The following is a 16,162-nucleotide window of genomic DNA, read 5'->3' on the forward strand; positions in this document are numbered from 1 at the left end:
CTAAGGGTAGCCTCACCCAACTCGCAGTGGTGGGGTCGGTGGCGGTATCAGTCCCGCAGTCGGCACGCGCAGGACGCGCGAACCGGCACGTCCGCCCGCGCCATCGCGAGTTCGAGTTGACGTTCGATGATCGTGGCCTCGGCGTCGCGGCCCAGGCGCTGCAGGCATTCGTGATAGCCGTGCAGGCTCCACAGATTGTTCGGATGCCGGCACGGCCGGCTCAGCGTCGGGTCCAGTCCCAGGTCGGCCGCGTACACCCGGGCGGCCTCCTCGACGTGGCCCTGTTCGAGCAGCAGCGCCCCGTAGGCGTGCCGGGTCGGCTGCATCCAACCCCAGGGTTCGTCGTAGGGCAGGGCGTCATCGAGTGCGATCGCCCGCCGCAGGTGCGCGAACGCGGCGGCGAAGTCTCCGGCCCGATACTCGATCTCGCCGTCCAGCATCGCGGCGGCCACCGCCAGGATGTCGCGACTGGTGTTGTTGAACAGGTAGCGGGTCTCCGGGACCGATCGATACGCTGCGGCGAACGCGTCGCGCTCTGATTGTGCTTGGGACAGTTGGCCTTTGACCGCGTGGGCGATCGCCTTGCCGTAGTGCAGGGTCGCGGTCGTGGTGCAGTACAGTCGCTGGTCGGTCGGCAGCGGTTCGGCGATCAACTCGTCCCACCGCCCGAACCGCACCAGGACGTGCACCCGCAGCGGGGTGAACGCCTCCAGCCAATCGGCCATCGGCGGGGACGCGATGGACAACAGCTCCGGCGTCAGCTGCGCGGCCAACTGGTCGGCGGCCTGCAACGCTATCCGCGACTGTCCGCTGAACATCGCGGCGTAGACGATGAAGTGCAGGTTGTGGGCGCGGTAGAGCGAATAGAAGTTCAGCGGCCCCTCGCGTTCGAGGAACTTGCGGTCGGCCAACTCGGCGGCCACATTGGATTCGACCGCGCTGCGGTAGTCGCCGCAGAGCACATCCAGATGCGTCGGCATGTGTTGCAGATGCCCGGCATCGGGCACCAGTCCGCGCAGCAGATCCGCGGCCGGCAGGGCGGCTTCCGGATGCGCGGACATCTCCATCGTGTGGATATGGATGTGCAACAGCCCGGGGTGGCCGCGGCCGGCCTCGGTGGCCAGCGCCGCCGTGAGGATCTGCTCGGCCTGGCGCACCCGCGATCCGGGTGCGGGCTCGCCGGTGCCGGTGTCCCACAGGGCCCAGGCGGTGACGTTGACGAGCGCGTCGGCGGCCAGCGTCTGCAGGTCGATGTCGTCGGGGTGGGCGGCGGCCAGCTCGACCATCGCATCGGCGTAGGCCTGCTGCCCGGCCGCCAGGGCCACGTCGTCGTCGGGGTCGGCGGTGGGGAAGCGGGCGGTCAGGGCCGCCACCAACGCGTGCTCGAGCGAAGTTCCGCGGCCGGTCCGGGCGGTCTGCAATTCGGCGCGGGCCCGGGCCAACGACGCGGTCCGGTCGGCGGGGTCGAAGGCGTCCCACGCCTTGTTGTAGTTCGGGCCGACGGCGTAGGCGATCCCCCAGCGGGCGAGCACCAGGTCGGGATCGGCGGCCAGCGCCCGTTCGAAGCAGCGGATCGCCTCGTCGTGGTTGAACGCGTAGGCCCACACCAGGCCGCGGTCACACCACAGTTGCGCCGCCGGCGACGGCGTGTCGACCGCGCGGTGGTAGCTGCCCAGGTCGTAGTACGGCTCCGCATCGGCAGTGGTGGCACTCACGTCGGCCCACGCTACGCCCGCGCCGGGTAAAGCGGGCGGTCTCAGGACAATTCGGCGACGGTCAACAGGTGGCGGGTGACCGTCTCGGTCTCGGCCACCAGCACGCGCTGCGCGGTGTCCTGCTTGCCGAGCAGGGCGGCGGCCTGCCGGAGTTGCGCATCGGCCTCGGCCAGATGTCGCGCGTCGATGGTCCACATCTGTCCGGCACTGGGCAACCCGCCGCGCAGCGCGTCGACGTAATCGTCGACCGCCACCACGAACCGCGGGTCCAGCGTGCTGTGCTGCACGGCGGCCAGCTGGGCTTCCAAGGCGACGCAGGCGCCGGTCATCGCATTGAGCGCGGCGCGGTACGCGGTGAGCCAGCGGCGCACCTGCGCGATATCGGTGCGCGCCGCGCCACTGGCGGCCTCGAACGCCGATCGGGCTCCGCCGACGCGTTGCCAGGCCGCGGCCAGCGCCACCTCCGGGTGGTCCAGGGGGTGCACGAACGCCCGGACCACCGTTGCCGCGTAATCGCTTTGCGCGCGCAACAACTCGCCGGCGCGCTGGCGCAGCCGGACCAGCGACCGGTCGGCCAGCACCACGTGACTGGCCACTGCCAGACCACCGCCCACGATCGTGGCGATCAGTCGTTGGCCCATGGTCGCGCTGTCGGTGCTGCCGTCCAGGTCGATCAGGAACACGATCGCCGCGGCCAGCGCGGCATACAGCGGTACGGCGCCGTAACGGGTCACCGCGTAGCCCGCGCCGAGCAGCAGCACCGCCAGCAGCACCGACACCATGCCGCTGGGTCCCCACAGCACCGAGATCGAACTGGCCGCGAAGACTCCGACGCTGACCCCGGCGACCCGGGACACGCACCGGGTGTAGGTGTGCGCCGTTTCGGGCCGCAGCACCATCAGCGCGGTCAACGCGATCCAGTAGCCCTGATGGGTGTCGGTGATCCGGGCAATGGCGGTGCCGGTGGCCACGGCCGCGGTGAGCCGCAACGCGTGCCGCATGATCGGCGAATCCCCGTTGCACTGCGCGCGGATGGTCGCCCGCGCCACGTCGAAGAAGCCGAGCATCCCGTCGGGCGGCGATTTCTCCGGCCGGACTTCGGCCGGCAGGCCGGTGAGTTGCAGCGCACAGGCCCGGGCCACCTGATCGTGCAGCCGCCGGGCCGCCACGGCCGCCGACCCGGTCAGCGCCGCCGCCGAATCGTCGGCCCGGCGCAACGCGATCGCGGCATCGGCGCCCGCGGTGCGGCCGGCCTCGCCGATTGCGGCGAGCGCGTCGGCACAGGCCAACAGCACCTCGCGGACCGCGGGATCGGCGGCGTCGGCGCGCAGCGCGTTGATCGTCATCGCGATGCGCTCGGGCAGTGCGTGCATGCCCCGGAAGGCCGGCGGTCGACGCCGCGAGTGTCGGTCGGCCCCGCCGACGGCCGCGCGCAATTCGATCAACGGGGTGGGGTCCCAGGTGCTCGTCGGATCCAACGCCAACCGGCGTGCGGTGGTGGCCACCCACAGGTGGGTGTCGGCCAACGCCGCCCGGTGGGCCACCCAGCGCTGCCGCGGCCACGCGGCGACGAGCAGCGCCTGCAACAGCCCGGCCGCGATCGCGAATGCCGCCGCCGTCAACGATTCCCGCAGCGTCCCCGGCAACGCGCCGCCGCCCACCGGAGCGGTCACCATCAACGCGGCACCGGCCGCGGCGGCCAGCCCGGCCTGCGCACTGAGCGCCCACAACAGTCCGGCGCCGAGGCTCCACAGCAGCACCACGGGCAGGAATATCAGGGCGTACGGCGCGCTCAGGTGGCCCAGCAGGACTGCCACGCCCAACCCGGCGGAGACCACGACCACCATCGGCAACCGGCGCACGGCGCTGTCCTGTAACGCGGTGGCACCCGCGATCGCCGCGGTACCGCCGGCGGCCACCGCCGCGGCCGGCGAACCCCAGTGCAGCGCGGCGGCCACCGCCAGGAGTACTCCGACCAGACTGCGGGCCACTTCACCGATGTACGGCCATGATTGCGGTAGGGCGGGGCCCCTGAACATGCCTGCCATTATGCAGCTCGGTAGGTTCGCGCTTGTGGAGAAGGTGATGCTGGTGCTGCAATCCGGCGACGCGGACGAGTCCTGGTGTCAGCGTTTGCGTGGTCCGGTCGCCACGGAACTGCTCGATCTCGACCTGCCCGGGTTGGCCGTCAACGTCAAGGATGCCGCGGTTCGGGATTCGTTGATGACGCTGACGACGCTGGATCCGCCGGCCTGCGCGGTGGTCAGCCTGTGGACCGACCAGCATTACGGACCGCAGGTCGGCGCCGCAATACGATTGCTGTCTGCCGAATCCGACGCTGTCGCGGGCTATCTCGTCACCGAATCCGTCCCGCTGCGCGCCCCCGAAGTCGAATTCGGGCTTCGCACACCGGGATTGGCCAACGTCGCGCTGCTGCGGCGGCCGCCGGAACTGGATGAACAGACCTGGCGCACCCGGTGGCTCCGCGACCACACCCCGGTGGCGATCGAAACCCAGGCGACCTTCGGCTACACCCAGAACGCCGTCGTGCGACCGCTGGATTCGGACGCACCGCGGCTGGCGGCCATCGTGGAGGAGCTGTTCCCGGACGCCGCGGTGGCCGACCTCAAGGCCTTCTTCGGTGCGGCCGACGAGCAGGACCTGGCCGACCGGATCGACCGCATGGTGGCCAGCACGTCGGCGTTCGGGGCCAACCAGAACGTCGACACCGTGCCCACCAGTCGCTACCTGCTCCGCTCGGCGCACCGCCCTCGGTAGGCTCTGACCCCGTGACACTGACGATCGCCGATCAGAACCGGGTGCGCACCCTGACGCTCGATCGGCCGGAGGCGTTGAACGCCTTCGACGAGGAGCTCTACGACGCCACCACCGTTGCGCTGCGGGCGGCCGCCGCGGATCCGGAGGTCTCGGTGGCGCTGCTGACCGGCACCGGCCGCTCGTTCAGCGCCGGCACCGACCTCGGCGAAATGCAGGCGCGGATCACCGATCCCGATTTCACGCCGGGGGAGTACGGCTTCCTGGGGTTGGTGGACGCGCTCGCCGATTTTCCCAAGCCGCTGATCTGCGCGGTCAACGGGCTCGGAATCGGGATCGGCGCAACGATTCTGGGCTTCGCGGATCTGGCGTTCATGGCGACCACAGCGCGGCTGAAGTGCCCGTTCACCAGCCTGGGGGTGGCACCGGAAGCGGCGTCGTCCTACTTGTTGCCGCAGCTGATCGGGCGCCAGAACGCCGCGTGGGTGCTGCTGTCCTCGGAGTGGATCGACGCCGAGGAGGCCCACCGGATGGGCCTGGTGTGGAAGGTCTGCGAACCCGAGGACCTGATGTCGGAGGCGCGCCGCCACGCCGAGGTGTTGGCGTCACGTCCGCTGAGCAGTCTGATGGCGGTCAAGCAGACCATGACCGCGCCGATCGTCGCCGAGGTCCGCGCGGCGCGCGAGCGCGAGAACGCGCGCTTCGCGGAGTTGATGGGAACGGCCGCCAACGCCGCGGCGCTGGCCGATTTCAATCAGGGCAGAAGTTAGCTGGCGACGACGCTGTTCATCTTGGCCGACTCGGCCTCGATGATCGCCCGCACCGTCCGGCGGCACCGGCCGCAGTCCGTACCGGCGCCACACGCGAGCGCGACCTGCTTGGATGTGCAGGCCCCCTTGGCGACGGCATCGGCGACTTCGTGGCTGGTGGCACCGGTGCAGAGGCAGACGAACATCGACGTTGCCTCCTTGCTGAAATCGCGTGCGATGAATTTCGCTGTTAGTGGAGTCTAACCTAACTAATCCGGTATTGTTAGGGCTACCTACCCTCAGATATGTGAGCCTTACCTACCCGGCATTGTTTGCGGTGCCGCGGCGATTCGACGTGTCTTCGGTATCGGATTGGGCTAGATTCGACGTACGCGGTTGCGACGTCCAGCCCACGTGGACTGCGGTTTCATTCCCAGCCGGCCCCTGTGTACGAGGAGATTCCGATGCAAGGCGATCCAGAGGTCCTCAAGTTGCTCAACGAGCAGCTCAGTAGTGAGTTGACCGCCATCAATCAGTACTTCCTGCACTCGAAGATGCAGGACAACTGGGGCTTCACCGAACTTGCCGCCCACACCCGGGCCGAATCGTTCGAAGAGATGCGCCATGCCGAGGCCATCACCGACCGGATCCTGCTGCTCGACGGCCTGCCGAATTATCAACGGCTGTTCTCGCTGCGCATCGGCCAGACGCTGCGCGAGCAGTTCGAGGCCGACCTCGCGGTCGAGTACGAGGTGCTCGAACGGCTGAAGCCGGGCGTGATCATGTGCCGGGAGAAACAGGACAGCACCAGCGCGGCGCTGTTGGAGGGCATCATCGCCGACGAGGAGTCGCACGTCGACTACCTCGAGACCCAGCTGCAGTTGATGGACAAGCTCGGCGAGGAGTTGTACTCCGCGCAGTGCGTGTCGCGGCCACCGAGCTGATCCCGGTTCGCATAGCTCTGCTAACAATATCGGTGGTGTCGCCGATACACCCCGCGTGAGTACTTCGACGCACACGGCGACCCCGGAGCCCGGGACCACGCTGAGTGCGCGGCGGCGCAACCTGATCTTCCTTGCGGTGCTGCTGGGCATGATGCTGGCGGCGCTCGATCAAACCATCGTCGCCACCACGCTGCCGACGGTGGTCGCCGACCTCGGCGGGGCCGGCCACCAATCCTGGGTGGTCACGAGCTACCTGCTGGCCTCGACCATCGCCACCGTCGTGGTCGGCAAGCTCGGTGACATCTTCGGCCGCAAGGCCGTCTTCCAGGTGTCGGTCGTGGTGTTCCTGGCCGGCTCGGTCCTGTGCGGGCTGTCCGCGTCGATGGGCATGCTGGTGGCGTCCCGCGCGCTGCAGGGCGTCGGCGGCGGCGCCCTCATGGTGACCGCCATGGCCGTGATCGGCGAGGTGATCCCGCTGCGCGAGCGGGGCAAGTACCAAGGTGCCCTGGGCGCGGTGTTCGGCGTCACCACGGTCATCGGCCCGCTGCTCGGCGGCTTCTTCACCGACCACCTGACGTGGCGGTGGGCGTTCTGGATCAACATCCCGGTGGCGCTGCTCGTCTTCGTCGTGGCGGCGCTGACCCTGCCCGCGCTCAGCGCCAGGTCGCGGCCGGCGATCGACTACGCCGGCATCCTGCTGGTGGGCCTCGGCGCGGCCGGGCTCACGCTGGCCACCAGCTGGGGCGGCGGCGAGTACGCCTGGTCATCGCCGATGATCGTCGGGCTGTTCATCGGCTCGGCCGTGGCGTTGGCCTTGTTCGTGGCGGTCGAATTCCGCGCCGCCGAACCCATCTTGCCGCTGCGGCTGTTCGCCAATCCGGTGTTCGCGGTCTGTTGTGTCCTGGCGTTCATCGTCGGCTTCGCGATGCTGGGAGCGATGACCTTCCTGCCGACCTACATGCAGTTCGTCGACGGCGTCTCGGCCACCGAATCCGGTCTGCGGACCATGCCGATGGTGGTCGGGCTGTTGATCACCTCGATCGGCAGCGGGTCGATCGTGGGGCGCACCGGCCGCTACAAGATCTTCCCGATTTTGGGCACCGCGATCATGGCCGTCGGATTCTTCCTGCTGTCGCGGATGAACGTCGAGACCCCGCTGTGGCGCGAGGCGCTGTACCTGTTCGTGCTCGGCACCGGCATCGGAATGTGCATGCAGGTGCTGGTGCTGACGGTGCAGAACACCACGAACTTCGCCGACCTGGGCGTGGCCACCTCCGGTGTCACGTTCTTCCGCGCGATCGGCAGCTCGTTCGGCGCGGCGATCTTCGGGTCGGTGTTCGCTAACTTCCTGGCCGCCCGGATCGGACCCGCGCTGGCGGCCTCGGGCGCACCGCCGCAGGCCGCCGAGTCGCCGCAGGTCCTGCACCAACTGTCGGCCGAGATGGCCCGGCCCATCGTCGACGCCTACGCCGAGTCGTTGACCTCGGTGTTCCTCTACGCGGTTCCGGTGGCGGTGCTCGGGTTCGTGGTGTCGCTGTTCCTGAAGGAGGTGCCGCTGCGGGAGATCGAGGCGGCGGCCACCACCGACCTCGGCGAGGGTTTCGGGATGCCGAGCGCCGAGTCCGCCGAGAAGATCCTCGAGGTGGCGATCGGCCGGATGTTCCGGGATGCGCCCGAGATCCGACTGCGCTACCTGGCCGCGCAGCACGACTGGGATCTGGGGGTGCCGCAACTGTGGGCGTTGCTGCAGGTCTACCGCCAGCACCAGGTGTTCGGCTCGGCCGGCCTGACCGACATCGCCGAGCGGCTGCGGGTACCGCGGGAGGTGATCGAGCCGCCGTTCGAGCGCCTGGTCGACGCCGGCTGCGTCCGGCGCGCCGGGGACCAATTGGCGCTCACCCCGGCCGGGATGGCGCACGTCGACGCCGTGTCCTCGGCCATCGTCGAACAGATCGTGGCCAAGCTGGCGGCCTCGCCGTCCTTCGGTGGCCGCCCGGATCGCCTCCAGGTCGAGGCGGCGCTGGATCGCATCGCGCACCGGATGCTGTTGCAGCGGGACTGGAACGCCGAGCCCAAAGAACTAGAACACGTTCCACTTGGACCGCCGCGCGCGTAACATCGCGCCCATGAGCCGAATCGGAGACTTCCCCGACGACGATGCCGCCGGCTGGATCACCAAATCGCCGGAGATCGGGACCGCGATGGCCGGCTTCACCCACGCCGTCTACAACAGCAACCGGTTGCCGATGCGGGTCCGCGAACTGGCCCGCATCGTGATCGCGCACGACAACGAATGCGCGGTGTGCCTGAACACCCGCGACGCCGACGGCGCGGCGGCCGGGGTGGACGAGGAACTCTACGACCACGCCCTCGAGTGGCGCACCTGGCCCGGCTACAGCGAGCAGGAACGCATCGCCGCGGAGTTTGCCCACCGGTTCGGCACCGGGCACACCGAACTGCGCGACGACGAGGACTTCTGGCAGCGCGCCGCCGAACACTTCTCCGACGAGTTGCTCACCGACCTGGCGCTGTCCTGTGCGATGTGGGTCGGCATGGGCCGGATGCTGCGCACCCTCGACATCGGTCAGACCTGCGCGCTGACCATCCCCAGCCGCGCCTGAGTCAGCGCACGCCGCGAAGCAACCGACCGGGGCGCGCACCGGTGTCCACCCCGTGGCGCCGGGTGATCACCCCGTTGACCACCGTGGCGTCGTAGCCGCTCGCCGACTGGATGAGCCGCCGGCCGCCCGCGGGCAGGTCGTAGGCCATCCGCGGCACCTCGAGTCGCAGCGCGGCCATGTCGATGACGTTGAGGTCGGCCTTCTTGCCCACGCCGAGTACCCCGCGGTCGGACAGGCCGAATAATGTTGCGGTGTCCAGGGTCTGCTTACGCACCACGTACTCCAGCGAGAATTTCGGTCCGCGGTGCCGGTCGCGTGCCCAGTGCGTCAGCAGGAACGTCGGGTAGGACGCGTCACAGATCAGTCCGCAGTGCGCGCCGCCGTCGGACAGCCCGGAGACCGCCGCCGGGTGGGTCATCATGTCGTAGATCGCGTCGTGATTGCCCTCGGCGTAGTTGAAGAACGGCAGCGTCAGCATGGCCGTGCCGTCGGCTTCGAGCATCAGGTCATACATCGTGGCCAGCGGGTCCTGGCCGCGCCGCTGCGCGATCGCCGCCACTGTCTGGTCCGGCGTCGGCTCGTAGTCCGGGGGATCGCCGATCGGGAAGATGCGGTCGGCGCTGTGCTGGATCAACGCGAACAGCCCGTCGAACAGCGGGACGGGTTGCGCGGGCAGATCCGCCTCCGCCAGGATCTGCGCCCGCACTTTCGCGTCGGCGAGGCGACGGACGAGTTCGTCGCGGTGGTGCTCGGCGGCCAACCGGCGGTACGTCGGCCGGTGGGTGAACGCGTGGTAGCCGTGGAATCCGAACAGCATGCCGAACGGACGCGCCGCGAACTGGGCGTAGACCTCGATGCCGTTCTCCAGGGCCTTGCCGGCGCGGTCCAATTGCTCGCGCCACAACTCCGGCGCCGACCCGGTCTGAATCATCGTGAACGACACCGGCCGCTCGATCTCACCGGCCAGCTTGGTCATCCAGTCCATCTCCCGCAGGCAGGCCTCGGCGGGGCTTTCACCCGCCGTGCCCTGCGGGGAAACCTCGAACACCGCCCGCCCGCCGGCGGCCATCGCGCGCCCCAGACCGAACAGTTCGGCCTCGGCGGCGTAGGTGCCCGGCACCGGTTCACCGTCGATGGCGCGGTGCGCTTCGGTGCGCGAGGTCGAGAAGCCGAGCGCGCCGGCCTCGATGGCCTCCTGCACGATCCGCGACATCGCCGCGATGTCGTCCGCGGTGGCCTCCTCGTTGCGGGCGCCACGCTCACCCATGGCGTAGCCCCGCACCGCGCCGTGCGCGATCTGAGTGCCGTAATCCACGGCCAGGTGCCGTTTTTCGATGGCATCCAGATACTCGGGGAAACTCTCCCACTCCCAGGTGATGCCCTCGGCCAGGGCGGTCCCGGGGATGTCCTCGACGCCCTCCATCAACTCGATCAGCCACTGCTCGCGGCCCGGGGCCACCGGGGCGAAGCCGACCCCGCAGTTGCCGCTGACGACCGTCGTGACGCCGTGCAGGCTGGACGGCTCCAGCGTCTCGTCCCAGCTGACCTGCCCGTCGTAGTGGGTGTGGATGTCCACGAATCCCGGGGTGACGAACCGACCGGTGGCGTCGATGGTCTGCGCCGCGGTGGTCTCGATGCCACCGCCGTGGTGGTCGCGACGGCGGATCTCGGCGATGCGGCCGTCCTTGACGCCGATGTCGGCGCGGAACCGCTCGGCGCCGGTGCCGTCGACGACGGTTCCGCCGGTGATGGTCAGGTCAAACATCGCGGCTCCTCACACCAGACCGGTGGCGTCGAACACCCAGGACATGTCGGCGTCGGCGAAGTCGGCCAGCCAGGTCGGGGGAGCGGAGTCGGCCAGCGCGCCCATGTTCCAGTAGTCCTTCCAGAGGGTGATCTTGCCGTTTTGCACCTGGTGCACGCTGACGAAGTTCAGCAGCGCGGATTCGCCGGTGGCCCAGTGCCATTGCTCCCGATGCTCGTACATCACGTCGAGGCCGTTCGCGACCATCAGGCCCGGAAAGTTCTGGTAGGACGCCAGCGGTTCCAACCCGATCTTGAGCCGTTTGACGATGTCGACCGGGCCCCGCGCGGCCGCCGCCGGGCCCACCGGCACATCGAGGTAGATGCAGTCCTCGGACAGGTGCTGCTGCATGCCGGCCCAGTCGCGCTCCGATAGTGCCCGCCACATCGCGTCCACTGTCGCGGTGACCTCGGCGGATTCCTCAACCAGCATGTGCCAGATCGCCTTTCGTGGCGGGAGCGGGGGTCGGTTGACCCGCGCGCAGGAAACTCCCGGTGCGTACGGTGCCCAGCGCCGGGGTGGGCTGGTCGTCGAGGAACACCGCCCGGCCCGCGACGAAGACGGCGCCGACGGTGCCGGCATTGCGGTTGACCATGCGCGAGAGCCCGCCGTACTGCGCGACGGTGTCCTCGGCGTAGGCATCCACCCGCTCGTCGAGCTTGCTCGGGTCGACGATCATCAGATCGGCGCGATCGCCGATGCGCAGATGCCCGGCGTCGAGCTGATACCAGTCGGCCAGTTCACCGGTCATGCGGTGCACGGCCTGCTCGGCGGTCAGGAAACCGGTGCCGGCCGCCTCGGCGTCGCGCACGTGTCGAAGCAGGCGCAGTCCGCTGTTGTAGAACGCCATGTTGCGCAGGTGCGCGCCGGCGTCGGAGAAGCCCATCTGGATGCCGGGCTCGCGCGCCATCTGCTTGAGCACTTCGGGACGGTGGTTCGAAATGGTGGTACGCCAACGCAGCCCGGGGCCGTGCTCGAGGACGAGATCGAGGAAGGCGTCCACCGGATGCAGTCCGCGGTCCAGTCCGACCTGGCCGAACGACTTGCCGATCACATCGGCGTCCGGGCACCCCACGATCTCGGCGTCGAAGAAGTCCCGATGCCAGACCCGGACGCCGAACTTGTTCTCGTAGTCCTTGCGGAACCGTCGTCGATAGGCCGGGGCGGCGAGCAGTGCGTTGCGCTCGACTTCATCGCGCAGGTGCAGGGCCGCCGCGCCGGCGCCGAACTCCTCGAAGACCACGAGGTCGATGCCGTCGGCGTAGACCTCGAACGGCACCGGCAGATGTTGCCAGCGGAAGTCACCGCCGAACCGGGCGACGAGCCGGGCCGACGGGCCCATGATCTTGATCGCGTATGGGTTGGCCTTGACGTCGGCGGCCGAGAGCAGACTGGTCTTGAGTTTGCGCCGGAACACCCCGACGGACTGTGCCAGCTGCGACAGCAGGTTCAGCGGATTGGCGATGTCGGGCCCGGACTGCAGGATCCGGCCGTGCCGTCGCAGCAGCGACTTGAGCCGACGCAGTTCACGCGCCTTGGCGTAGGTGGACGGCAAGGTGCGGGAGCGGCAGGTCTCGCCGTCCACCTTGTCGAAAAGCAGCTGTTGGGAGGACATCCCGACGAAACCGGCTGCCAGGGCATCGGTCAGCATCCGCTCCATGGTGGCCTGCTCCGCTGCGGAGGGCCGGACCTCCGAGCGGGTGGCGCGGTCGAGTCCCATTGTCGCGGTGCGCATGTCGGAGTGCCCGAGGAACGCCGCCACGTTCGGCCCCAGCGGCAACGACTCGAGCGCGGCGATGTACTCGCCGCAGTTGGTCCAGGACTTGTGCTCGTCGACCGCGGAGATGACGTACTCGCGCGGAATCGCCTCGACGCGGCCGAACAGATCACCGGCGTCGACGCCGCCGACGTGGATCGTCGACAGCGAGCACGACCCGAGCAGCACGGTCGTCACGCCGTGCCGCAGGGACTCCGCGAGCGAGGGACCGCCGAGCACTTCGATGTCGTAGTGCGTGTGGATGTCGATCATCCCGGGCAGCACCCAGTTGTCGGTGGCGTCGATGACCTGCGGGCAGCCGGTGGCGTCGAGTTCATGGGGCGAGATCGCCACGACGTGGCCGCCGCGGATGCCGATGTTGCGGATCGCCGAGGGTGCGCCGGTGCCGTCGAACCAGCGGCCGTTGCGGATGATCGTGTCGTAGGTCACAGCTGCCATAGAACCCGGTTCCGCAGGCAGAGTCAACGATCTAGTGAACAGATTTGCGAATTTGTTTACTCGGGGCCGTGAGCTGGGGTTCGGCAAACTTAATGAGCCGAACTTCGGCCCGGGGCGTGCGACGAACGGGGCTGTTGGGGTTGTTCACCGCAGATTCCCGGCAGCGCCTGCCGAACTGGTTCGGTCGCTACCTAAGCTGACTGGGTGCCCTCGTCGCTCAGTGCAGTTCTGGCCACCCTCGCGCTAGACCGGATTACCGCGACTTCTTTTGCCGGAGAACAGCTCCCGGCGCCTGCCAATCACATTCTGGGGGGCCATATCTCGGCTCAGTCGCTGCTGGCGGCCAGCCGGACCGCGCCGGGGCGCGGGGTGCACAGCGTGCACACCTATTTCCTGCGCCCGGGCGATGCCCGCCGGCCGGTGAACTTCGAGGTCGTCGAACTGCAGGAGGGACGGACGTTTTCGGCCCGGCGCGTCACCGCGCGCCAGGACGGACAGGTGCTGCTGGAAGCCATGGCGTCGTTCAAGTCCGCCGCCGACCCGAGCGCCGCCACCGTCGAGTACCAGCCACCGCTGCCGGCGGTCCCCGAACCGGAGTCGCTGCCGCCGGTGCCCCCGCACGCCGCGGCCGACGGTGCTGCCGCTCAGATGCGGTTGGCCAGCCTGAGCTGGTTCGAACGGCGCATCGTCGACGAGGACCGGTTACCCCCGGCCCGGTCCCGGATGTGGTGGCGGCCCGACGGCGAGGTGCCCGACGAGCCGGAACTGGCCGCGGCGCTGGTGGCCTACCTGTCCGCGGTGACCCTGACCGAGCCCGCGTTCGCCGCGCGCGGCGGCCTGGTGCCCTCGGCGCAGCGGGACCACTCGGTGTGGTTTCACGGCGCACCGGTGCTGACCGACTGGCTGCTCTATGACCGGACCTCGCCCAGCAGCGCCAATGCCTTGGCGGTGGCCAGCGGCAGGATGTTCAACCGCAACGGCGACCTGGTGTGCACCGTCACCCAGGAGATGTACTTCCCGCCGCCGCGCTGAGCACCGACCGCGGCGCGCGGCGAGTTTGGCATCGCCAGATCGGGGAACACGCTTTTTTGACGGGGCTGTCGACGACGGCCCCCCGATCAAAGGAACAGCCATGGACAGTGCCCTCTGGATCATCCTCGCGGTGGTTGCTGTACTGATCGTGGTGGGCGTGCTGTTGCTCGTCAGCCGCAGGCGGAACACCCAGTTGCATGGCAAAGCCGAACACATTCGGCACGAAACCCGCCAGGAGGCCGTCAAGGTCGACCAGCGGGCCGCGCTGGCCAAGGAGACCGAGGCTCGGGCGCGCGCCGCCGAGGCCGAGGCCGAGGCCAAGGCCGCCGAAGCGGAGCGCCTCGCCGGTCGGGCCCAAGAACACCGCAGCGCCGCCGACACCAGCCGACAGGATCTCGACGCTCGGCTCCAGCACGCCGACTCCATCGATCCCAAGGTCAAGGCCACCGACCGCACCCAGCAGCCGCAGACCGAGGACCCGCCGCGGGCTCGGTGACGGCTCAGGGCGCTGAGCGGCCCGGCACCGCCCGCTCGCGGGCGGTGCCCAGCCGCACCGGCAGCGCCGACCACCCGCGCAGGACCCGCGTATCCCGCCGAATTCCCGCGCCGCCGATGCGGGCATCGGGGAAGCGGTCGAAGAATGCCCGCAGCCCCACCTCGCCCTCGGCGCGCGCCAGCGCGGCGCCGAGACAGAAGTGCCGCCCGGCCGAAAACGACAGGTGCCGAGCGGCATTGGGCCGGGTGATGTCGAACCGGTGGGGCTCCTCGAACACCTTCGGATCGCGATTGGCCGCGGCCAAGTAGGTCACCACCATCTCGCCCGCCCGGATCGGCGTACCCGCCAACTCGGTGTCGACGGCGGCGAAGCGGGCGGTCAGCTGCACCGGCGAGTCCAGCCGCAGAATCTCCTCTACGGCGCCGGGCCAGTGCTGCGGCCGCGCGCGCAGTAGCTCGAGCTGCTCCGGCGCGTCGATCAGCATGCGGATGCCGTTGCCCAGTAGGTTCACGGTCGTTTCGAAGCCCGCCGCCAACACCAGGCCCGCAGTGGCCCGCAACTCGGCATCGTCGAGCAAGGCACCCTCGTCGGCCGCCCGGATCAACTGGCTCATCAGATCGTCGCCGGCGCTGCCGCGCAGCGTCGCCAGATGGTCGGCCAGCCATGCGTCGAACCCGGTGAGACCGCTCTGGACCCGTCGGTACTGCGGCCAGGTCAGGCCGATATCCAGGCTGGGCGCGCCCAGTTCGCCGAACTCGAGCACCCGCGGGCGGTCCCGCTCCGGCACACCGAGGATGTCGCTGATCACCGCCACCGGCAGCTGTGCGCAGTACTGCTCCACGACGTCGACCACGCCCGACTGCGCGGCCAGCCGGTCGAGCAGCGCGGCGGCGGTCTCCTCGACCCGGTCCCGCAGATTCGCCACCGCGCGCGCGGTGAACACCGAGGACACGGTCTTGCGGTAGCGGGTGTGCGCGGGCGGTTCGACGGCCAACAGCGACGGCGGGTGCAGCGGATGCAGGCTCGGCGGGCGGGTGCGCGCCTCCAGCCACCGCAACGGCGCGGGCAGACTGGTGCCCAGCGACCGCACCTGGAAGTCGTCGGAGCGCAGCACCGCACCGGCGACGGCATGGTCGGGGGTCAGATAGCTCACCCGACACCGGATCAGCTCCCCGCGCTCGTGTAACTCGTCGCAGAAAGCCACCGGATTCGCGCGCACGGACGGGTCGGCGAGCAGCCGGGCCTGCGGATCCCCACCCTTGGCCGCCGCGCGGGATATCGCCCGCACGAACCCGTGCATGGCCAGCCAGTGCAAGCGCTGTTGCATGGGTTTCACGCTACCGCGCCGCGCCGAAGGCCGATTCCGTTGTCGGTCGGCGTGCCGACGGCATAGGCTCCTGCCATGTCTGTCCGTGCTGGTCTGGTCGCGATGTCCGTGCTGGGACTGCTGGGTTCGTTCGGCGCCGTGGGGGTCGCGGCCGCCGAACCCGAGCCGGAGCCGATCCGGTGTGAGTACACGATGAGTGATCCACAGGTGGTCGACGTGTCGGGCACCAAGATGGTCAACGCGTCACTGACCCCGTCCGGGTGCAACGGCACCGCCGAGCCGACGTCGTCGCAGGTGTGTCTGTCCACCGGCAGCCAGGCCGGCCGCTGCGCGGAGCTGCCGGGCTACTCCACAGCCCAGGTGTACCTGTCGCCGTATGTTCCGGGCCAGGCCTACACGGTGCGCGGTCGCGGCTGCGCCAACCAGGCCCAACCGCCGTTGGCGTTCTGCTCGACGCTGGGCCCCAAGACCGTCACGCTCTGAC

At 69.5% G+C, this 16,162-nt stretch carries 15 protein-coding genes; 8 read left to right on the forward strand and 7 right to left on the reverse strand.

Annotation, left to right across the window (positions count from 1 at the left end):
* Positions 1–47 precede the first annotated feature (47 nt).
* Together RCP80_RS11940 and RCP80_RS11945 are read right to left on the reverse strand one after the other, a co-directional pair.
* Positions 48–1,715 (reverse strand): tetratricopeptide repeat protein, encoded by a 1,668-nt coding sequence (locus tag RCP80_RS11940; protein WP_308482521.1) that lies wholly within the window; start codon positions 1,713–1,715, stop codon positions 48–50.
* A 41-nt stretch (positions 1,716–1,756) separates the two neighbouring features.
* Positions 1,757–3,754 (reverse strand): FUSC family protein, encoded by a 1,998-nt coding sequence (locus RCP80_RS11945; protein WP_308482522.1) that lies wholly within the window; start codon positions 3,752–3,754, stop codon positions 1,757–1,759.
* 34 nt (positions 3,755–3,788) lie between these two features.
* Between RCP80_RS11945 and RCP80_RS11950 the strand changes: the two genes are divergently transcribed.
* Positions 3,789–4,493 carry an EthD domain-containing protein gene (locus RCP80_RS11950; protein ID WP_308482523.1) on the forward strand — a complete coding sequence of 235 codons (705 nt, stop codon included), beginning with the start codon at positions 3,789–3,791 and terminating at the stop codon, positions 4,491–4,493.
* Positions 4,494–4,504: 11 nt separating this feature from the next.
* The gene (locus tag RCP80_RS11955; RefSeq protein ID WP_308482524.1) at positions 4,505–5,260 is read left to right on the forward strand and encodes an enoyl-CoA hydratase/isomerase family protein; all 756 of its coding nucleotides are present in this window, start codon (positions 4,505–4,507) and stop codon (positions 5,258–5,260) included.
* On the opposite strand, the gene RCP80_RS11960 is transcribed toward RCP80_RS11955, so the two are convergent.
* Entirely contained in the window at positions 5,257–5,445 is a 189-nt protein-coding gene (locus tag RCP80_RS11960; RefSeq protein ID WP_308482525.1) for a (2Fe-2S)-binding protein, read from the reverse strand. The genes RCP80_RS11955 and RCP80_RS11960 overlap by 4 nt on opposite strands.
* 258 nt (positions 5,446–5,703) lie before the next feature.
* On the opposite strand from RCP80_RS11960, the gene bfr reads away from it, so the two are divergent.
* Genes bfr through RCP80_RS11975 form a run of 3 tightly spaced genes read left to right on the forward strand, consistent with a single transcriptional unit; the run spans position 5,704 to position 8,804 of the window.
* On the forward strand, positions 5,704–6,183 hold the full coding sequence (gene bfr, locus RCP80_RS11965) for a bacterioferritin (RefSeq protein WP_308482526.1): 480 nt from the start codon (positions 5,704–5,706) through the stop codon (positions 6,181–6,183).
* A 55-nt stretch (positions 6,184–6,238) separates the two neighbouring features.
* Positions 6,239–8,299, forward strand: coding sequence for an MDR family MFS transporter (locus tag RCP80_RS11970; protein WP_308482527.1), 2,061 nt, complete (start codon positions 6,239–6,241; stop codon positions 8,297–8,299).
* 10 nt (positions 8,300–8,309) lie between these two features.
* Positions 8,310–8,804: a carboxymuconolactone decarboxylase family protein gene (locus tag RCP80_RS11975; protein ID WP_308482528.1), complete on the forward strand. Its 495-nt coding sequence runs from the start codon at positions 8,310–8,312 to the stop codon at positions 8,802–8,804.
* A gap of 1 nt (position 8,805) precedes the next feature.
* On the opposite strand, the gene RCP80_RS11980 is transcribed toward RCP80_RS11975, so the two are convergent.
* From RCP80_RS11980 to RCP80_RS11990, 3 genes are read right to left on the reverse strand one after another with little or no spacing between them, the layout of a single operon-like run.
* A complete protein-coding gene (locus RCP80_RS11980; protein WP_308482529.1) occupies positions 8,806–10,569 on the reverse strand; it encodes an N-acyl-D-amino-acid deacylase family protein in 1,764 nt (587 codons plus the stop codon).
* A gap of 9 nt (positions 10,570–10,578) precedes the next feature.
* Positions 10,579–11,040, reverse strand: a complete 462-nt coding sequence (locus RCP80_RS11985) for a nuclear transport factor 2 family protein (RefSeq protein ID WP_308482530.1) — start codon at positions 11,038–11,040, stop codon at positions 10,579–10,581.
* Positions 11,030–12,823: an N-acyl-D-amino-acid deacylase family protein gene (locus tag RCP80_RS11990; RefSeq protein ID WP_308482531.1), complete on the reverse strand. Its 1,794-nt coding sequence runs from the start codon at positions 12,821–12,823 to the stop codon at positions 11,030–11,032. Before RCP80_RS11990 ends, RCP80_RS11985 begins: the two co-directional genes overlap by 11 nt.
* 204 nt (positions 12,824–13,027) lie before the next feature.
* On the opposite strand from RCP80_RS11990, the gene RCP80_RS11995 reads away from it, so the two are divergent.
* Positions 13,028–13,855, forward strand: coding sequence for an acyl-CoA thioesterase (locus RCP80_RS11995; protein ID WP_308482532.1), 828 nt, complete (start codon positions 13,028–13,030; stop codon positions 13,853–13,855).
* A 100-nt stretch (positions 13,856–13,955) separates the two neighbouring features.
* Positions 13,956–14,351, forward strand: a complete 396-nt coding sequence (locus tag RCP80_RS12000) for a hypothetical protein (protein ID WP_308482533.1) — start codon at positions 13,956–13,958, stop codon at positions 14,349–14,351.
* 4 nt (positions 14,352–14,355) lie between these two features.
* Here the strand turns inward: RCP80_RS12000 and RCP80_RS12005 are convergent, their stop codons facing one another.
* Positions 14,356–15,678, reverse strand: a complete 1,323-nt coding sequence (locus RCP80_RS12005) for a cytochrome P450 (protein ID WP_308482534.1) — start codon at positions 15,676–15,678, stop codon at positions 14,356–14,358.
* Between the two features lie 75 nt (positions 15,679–15,753).
* On the opposite strand from RCP80_RS12005, the gene RCP80_RS12010 reads away from it, so the two are divergent.
* Positions 15,754–16,161 carry a hypothetical protein gene (locus RCP80_RS12010; protein ID WP_308482535.1) on the forward strand — a complete coding sequence of 136 codons (408 nt, stop codon included), beginning with the start codon at positions 15,754–15,756 and terminating at the stop codon, positions 16,159–16,161.
* Position 16,162: the final 1 nt, after the last annotated feature.

The organism is Mycolicibacterium sp. MU0053 (genome assembly GCF_963378095.1).
Taxonomy (GTDB): Bacteria; Actinomycetota; Actinomycetes; order Mycobacteriales; family Mycobacteriaceae; genus Mycobacterium; species Mycobacterium burgundiense.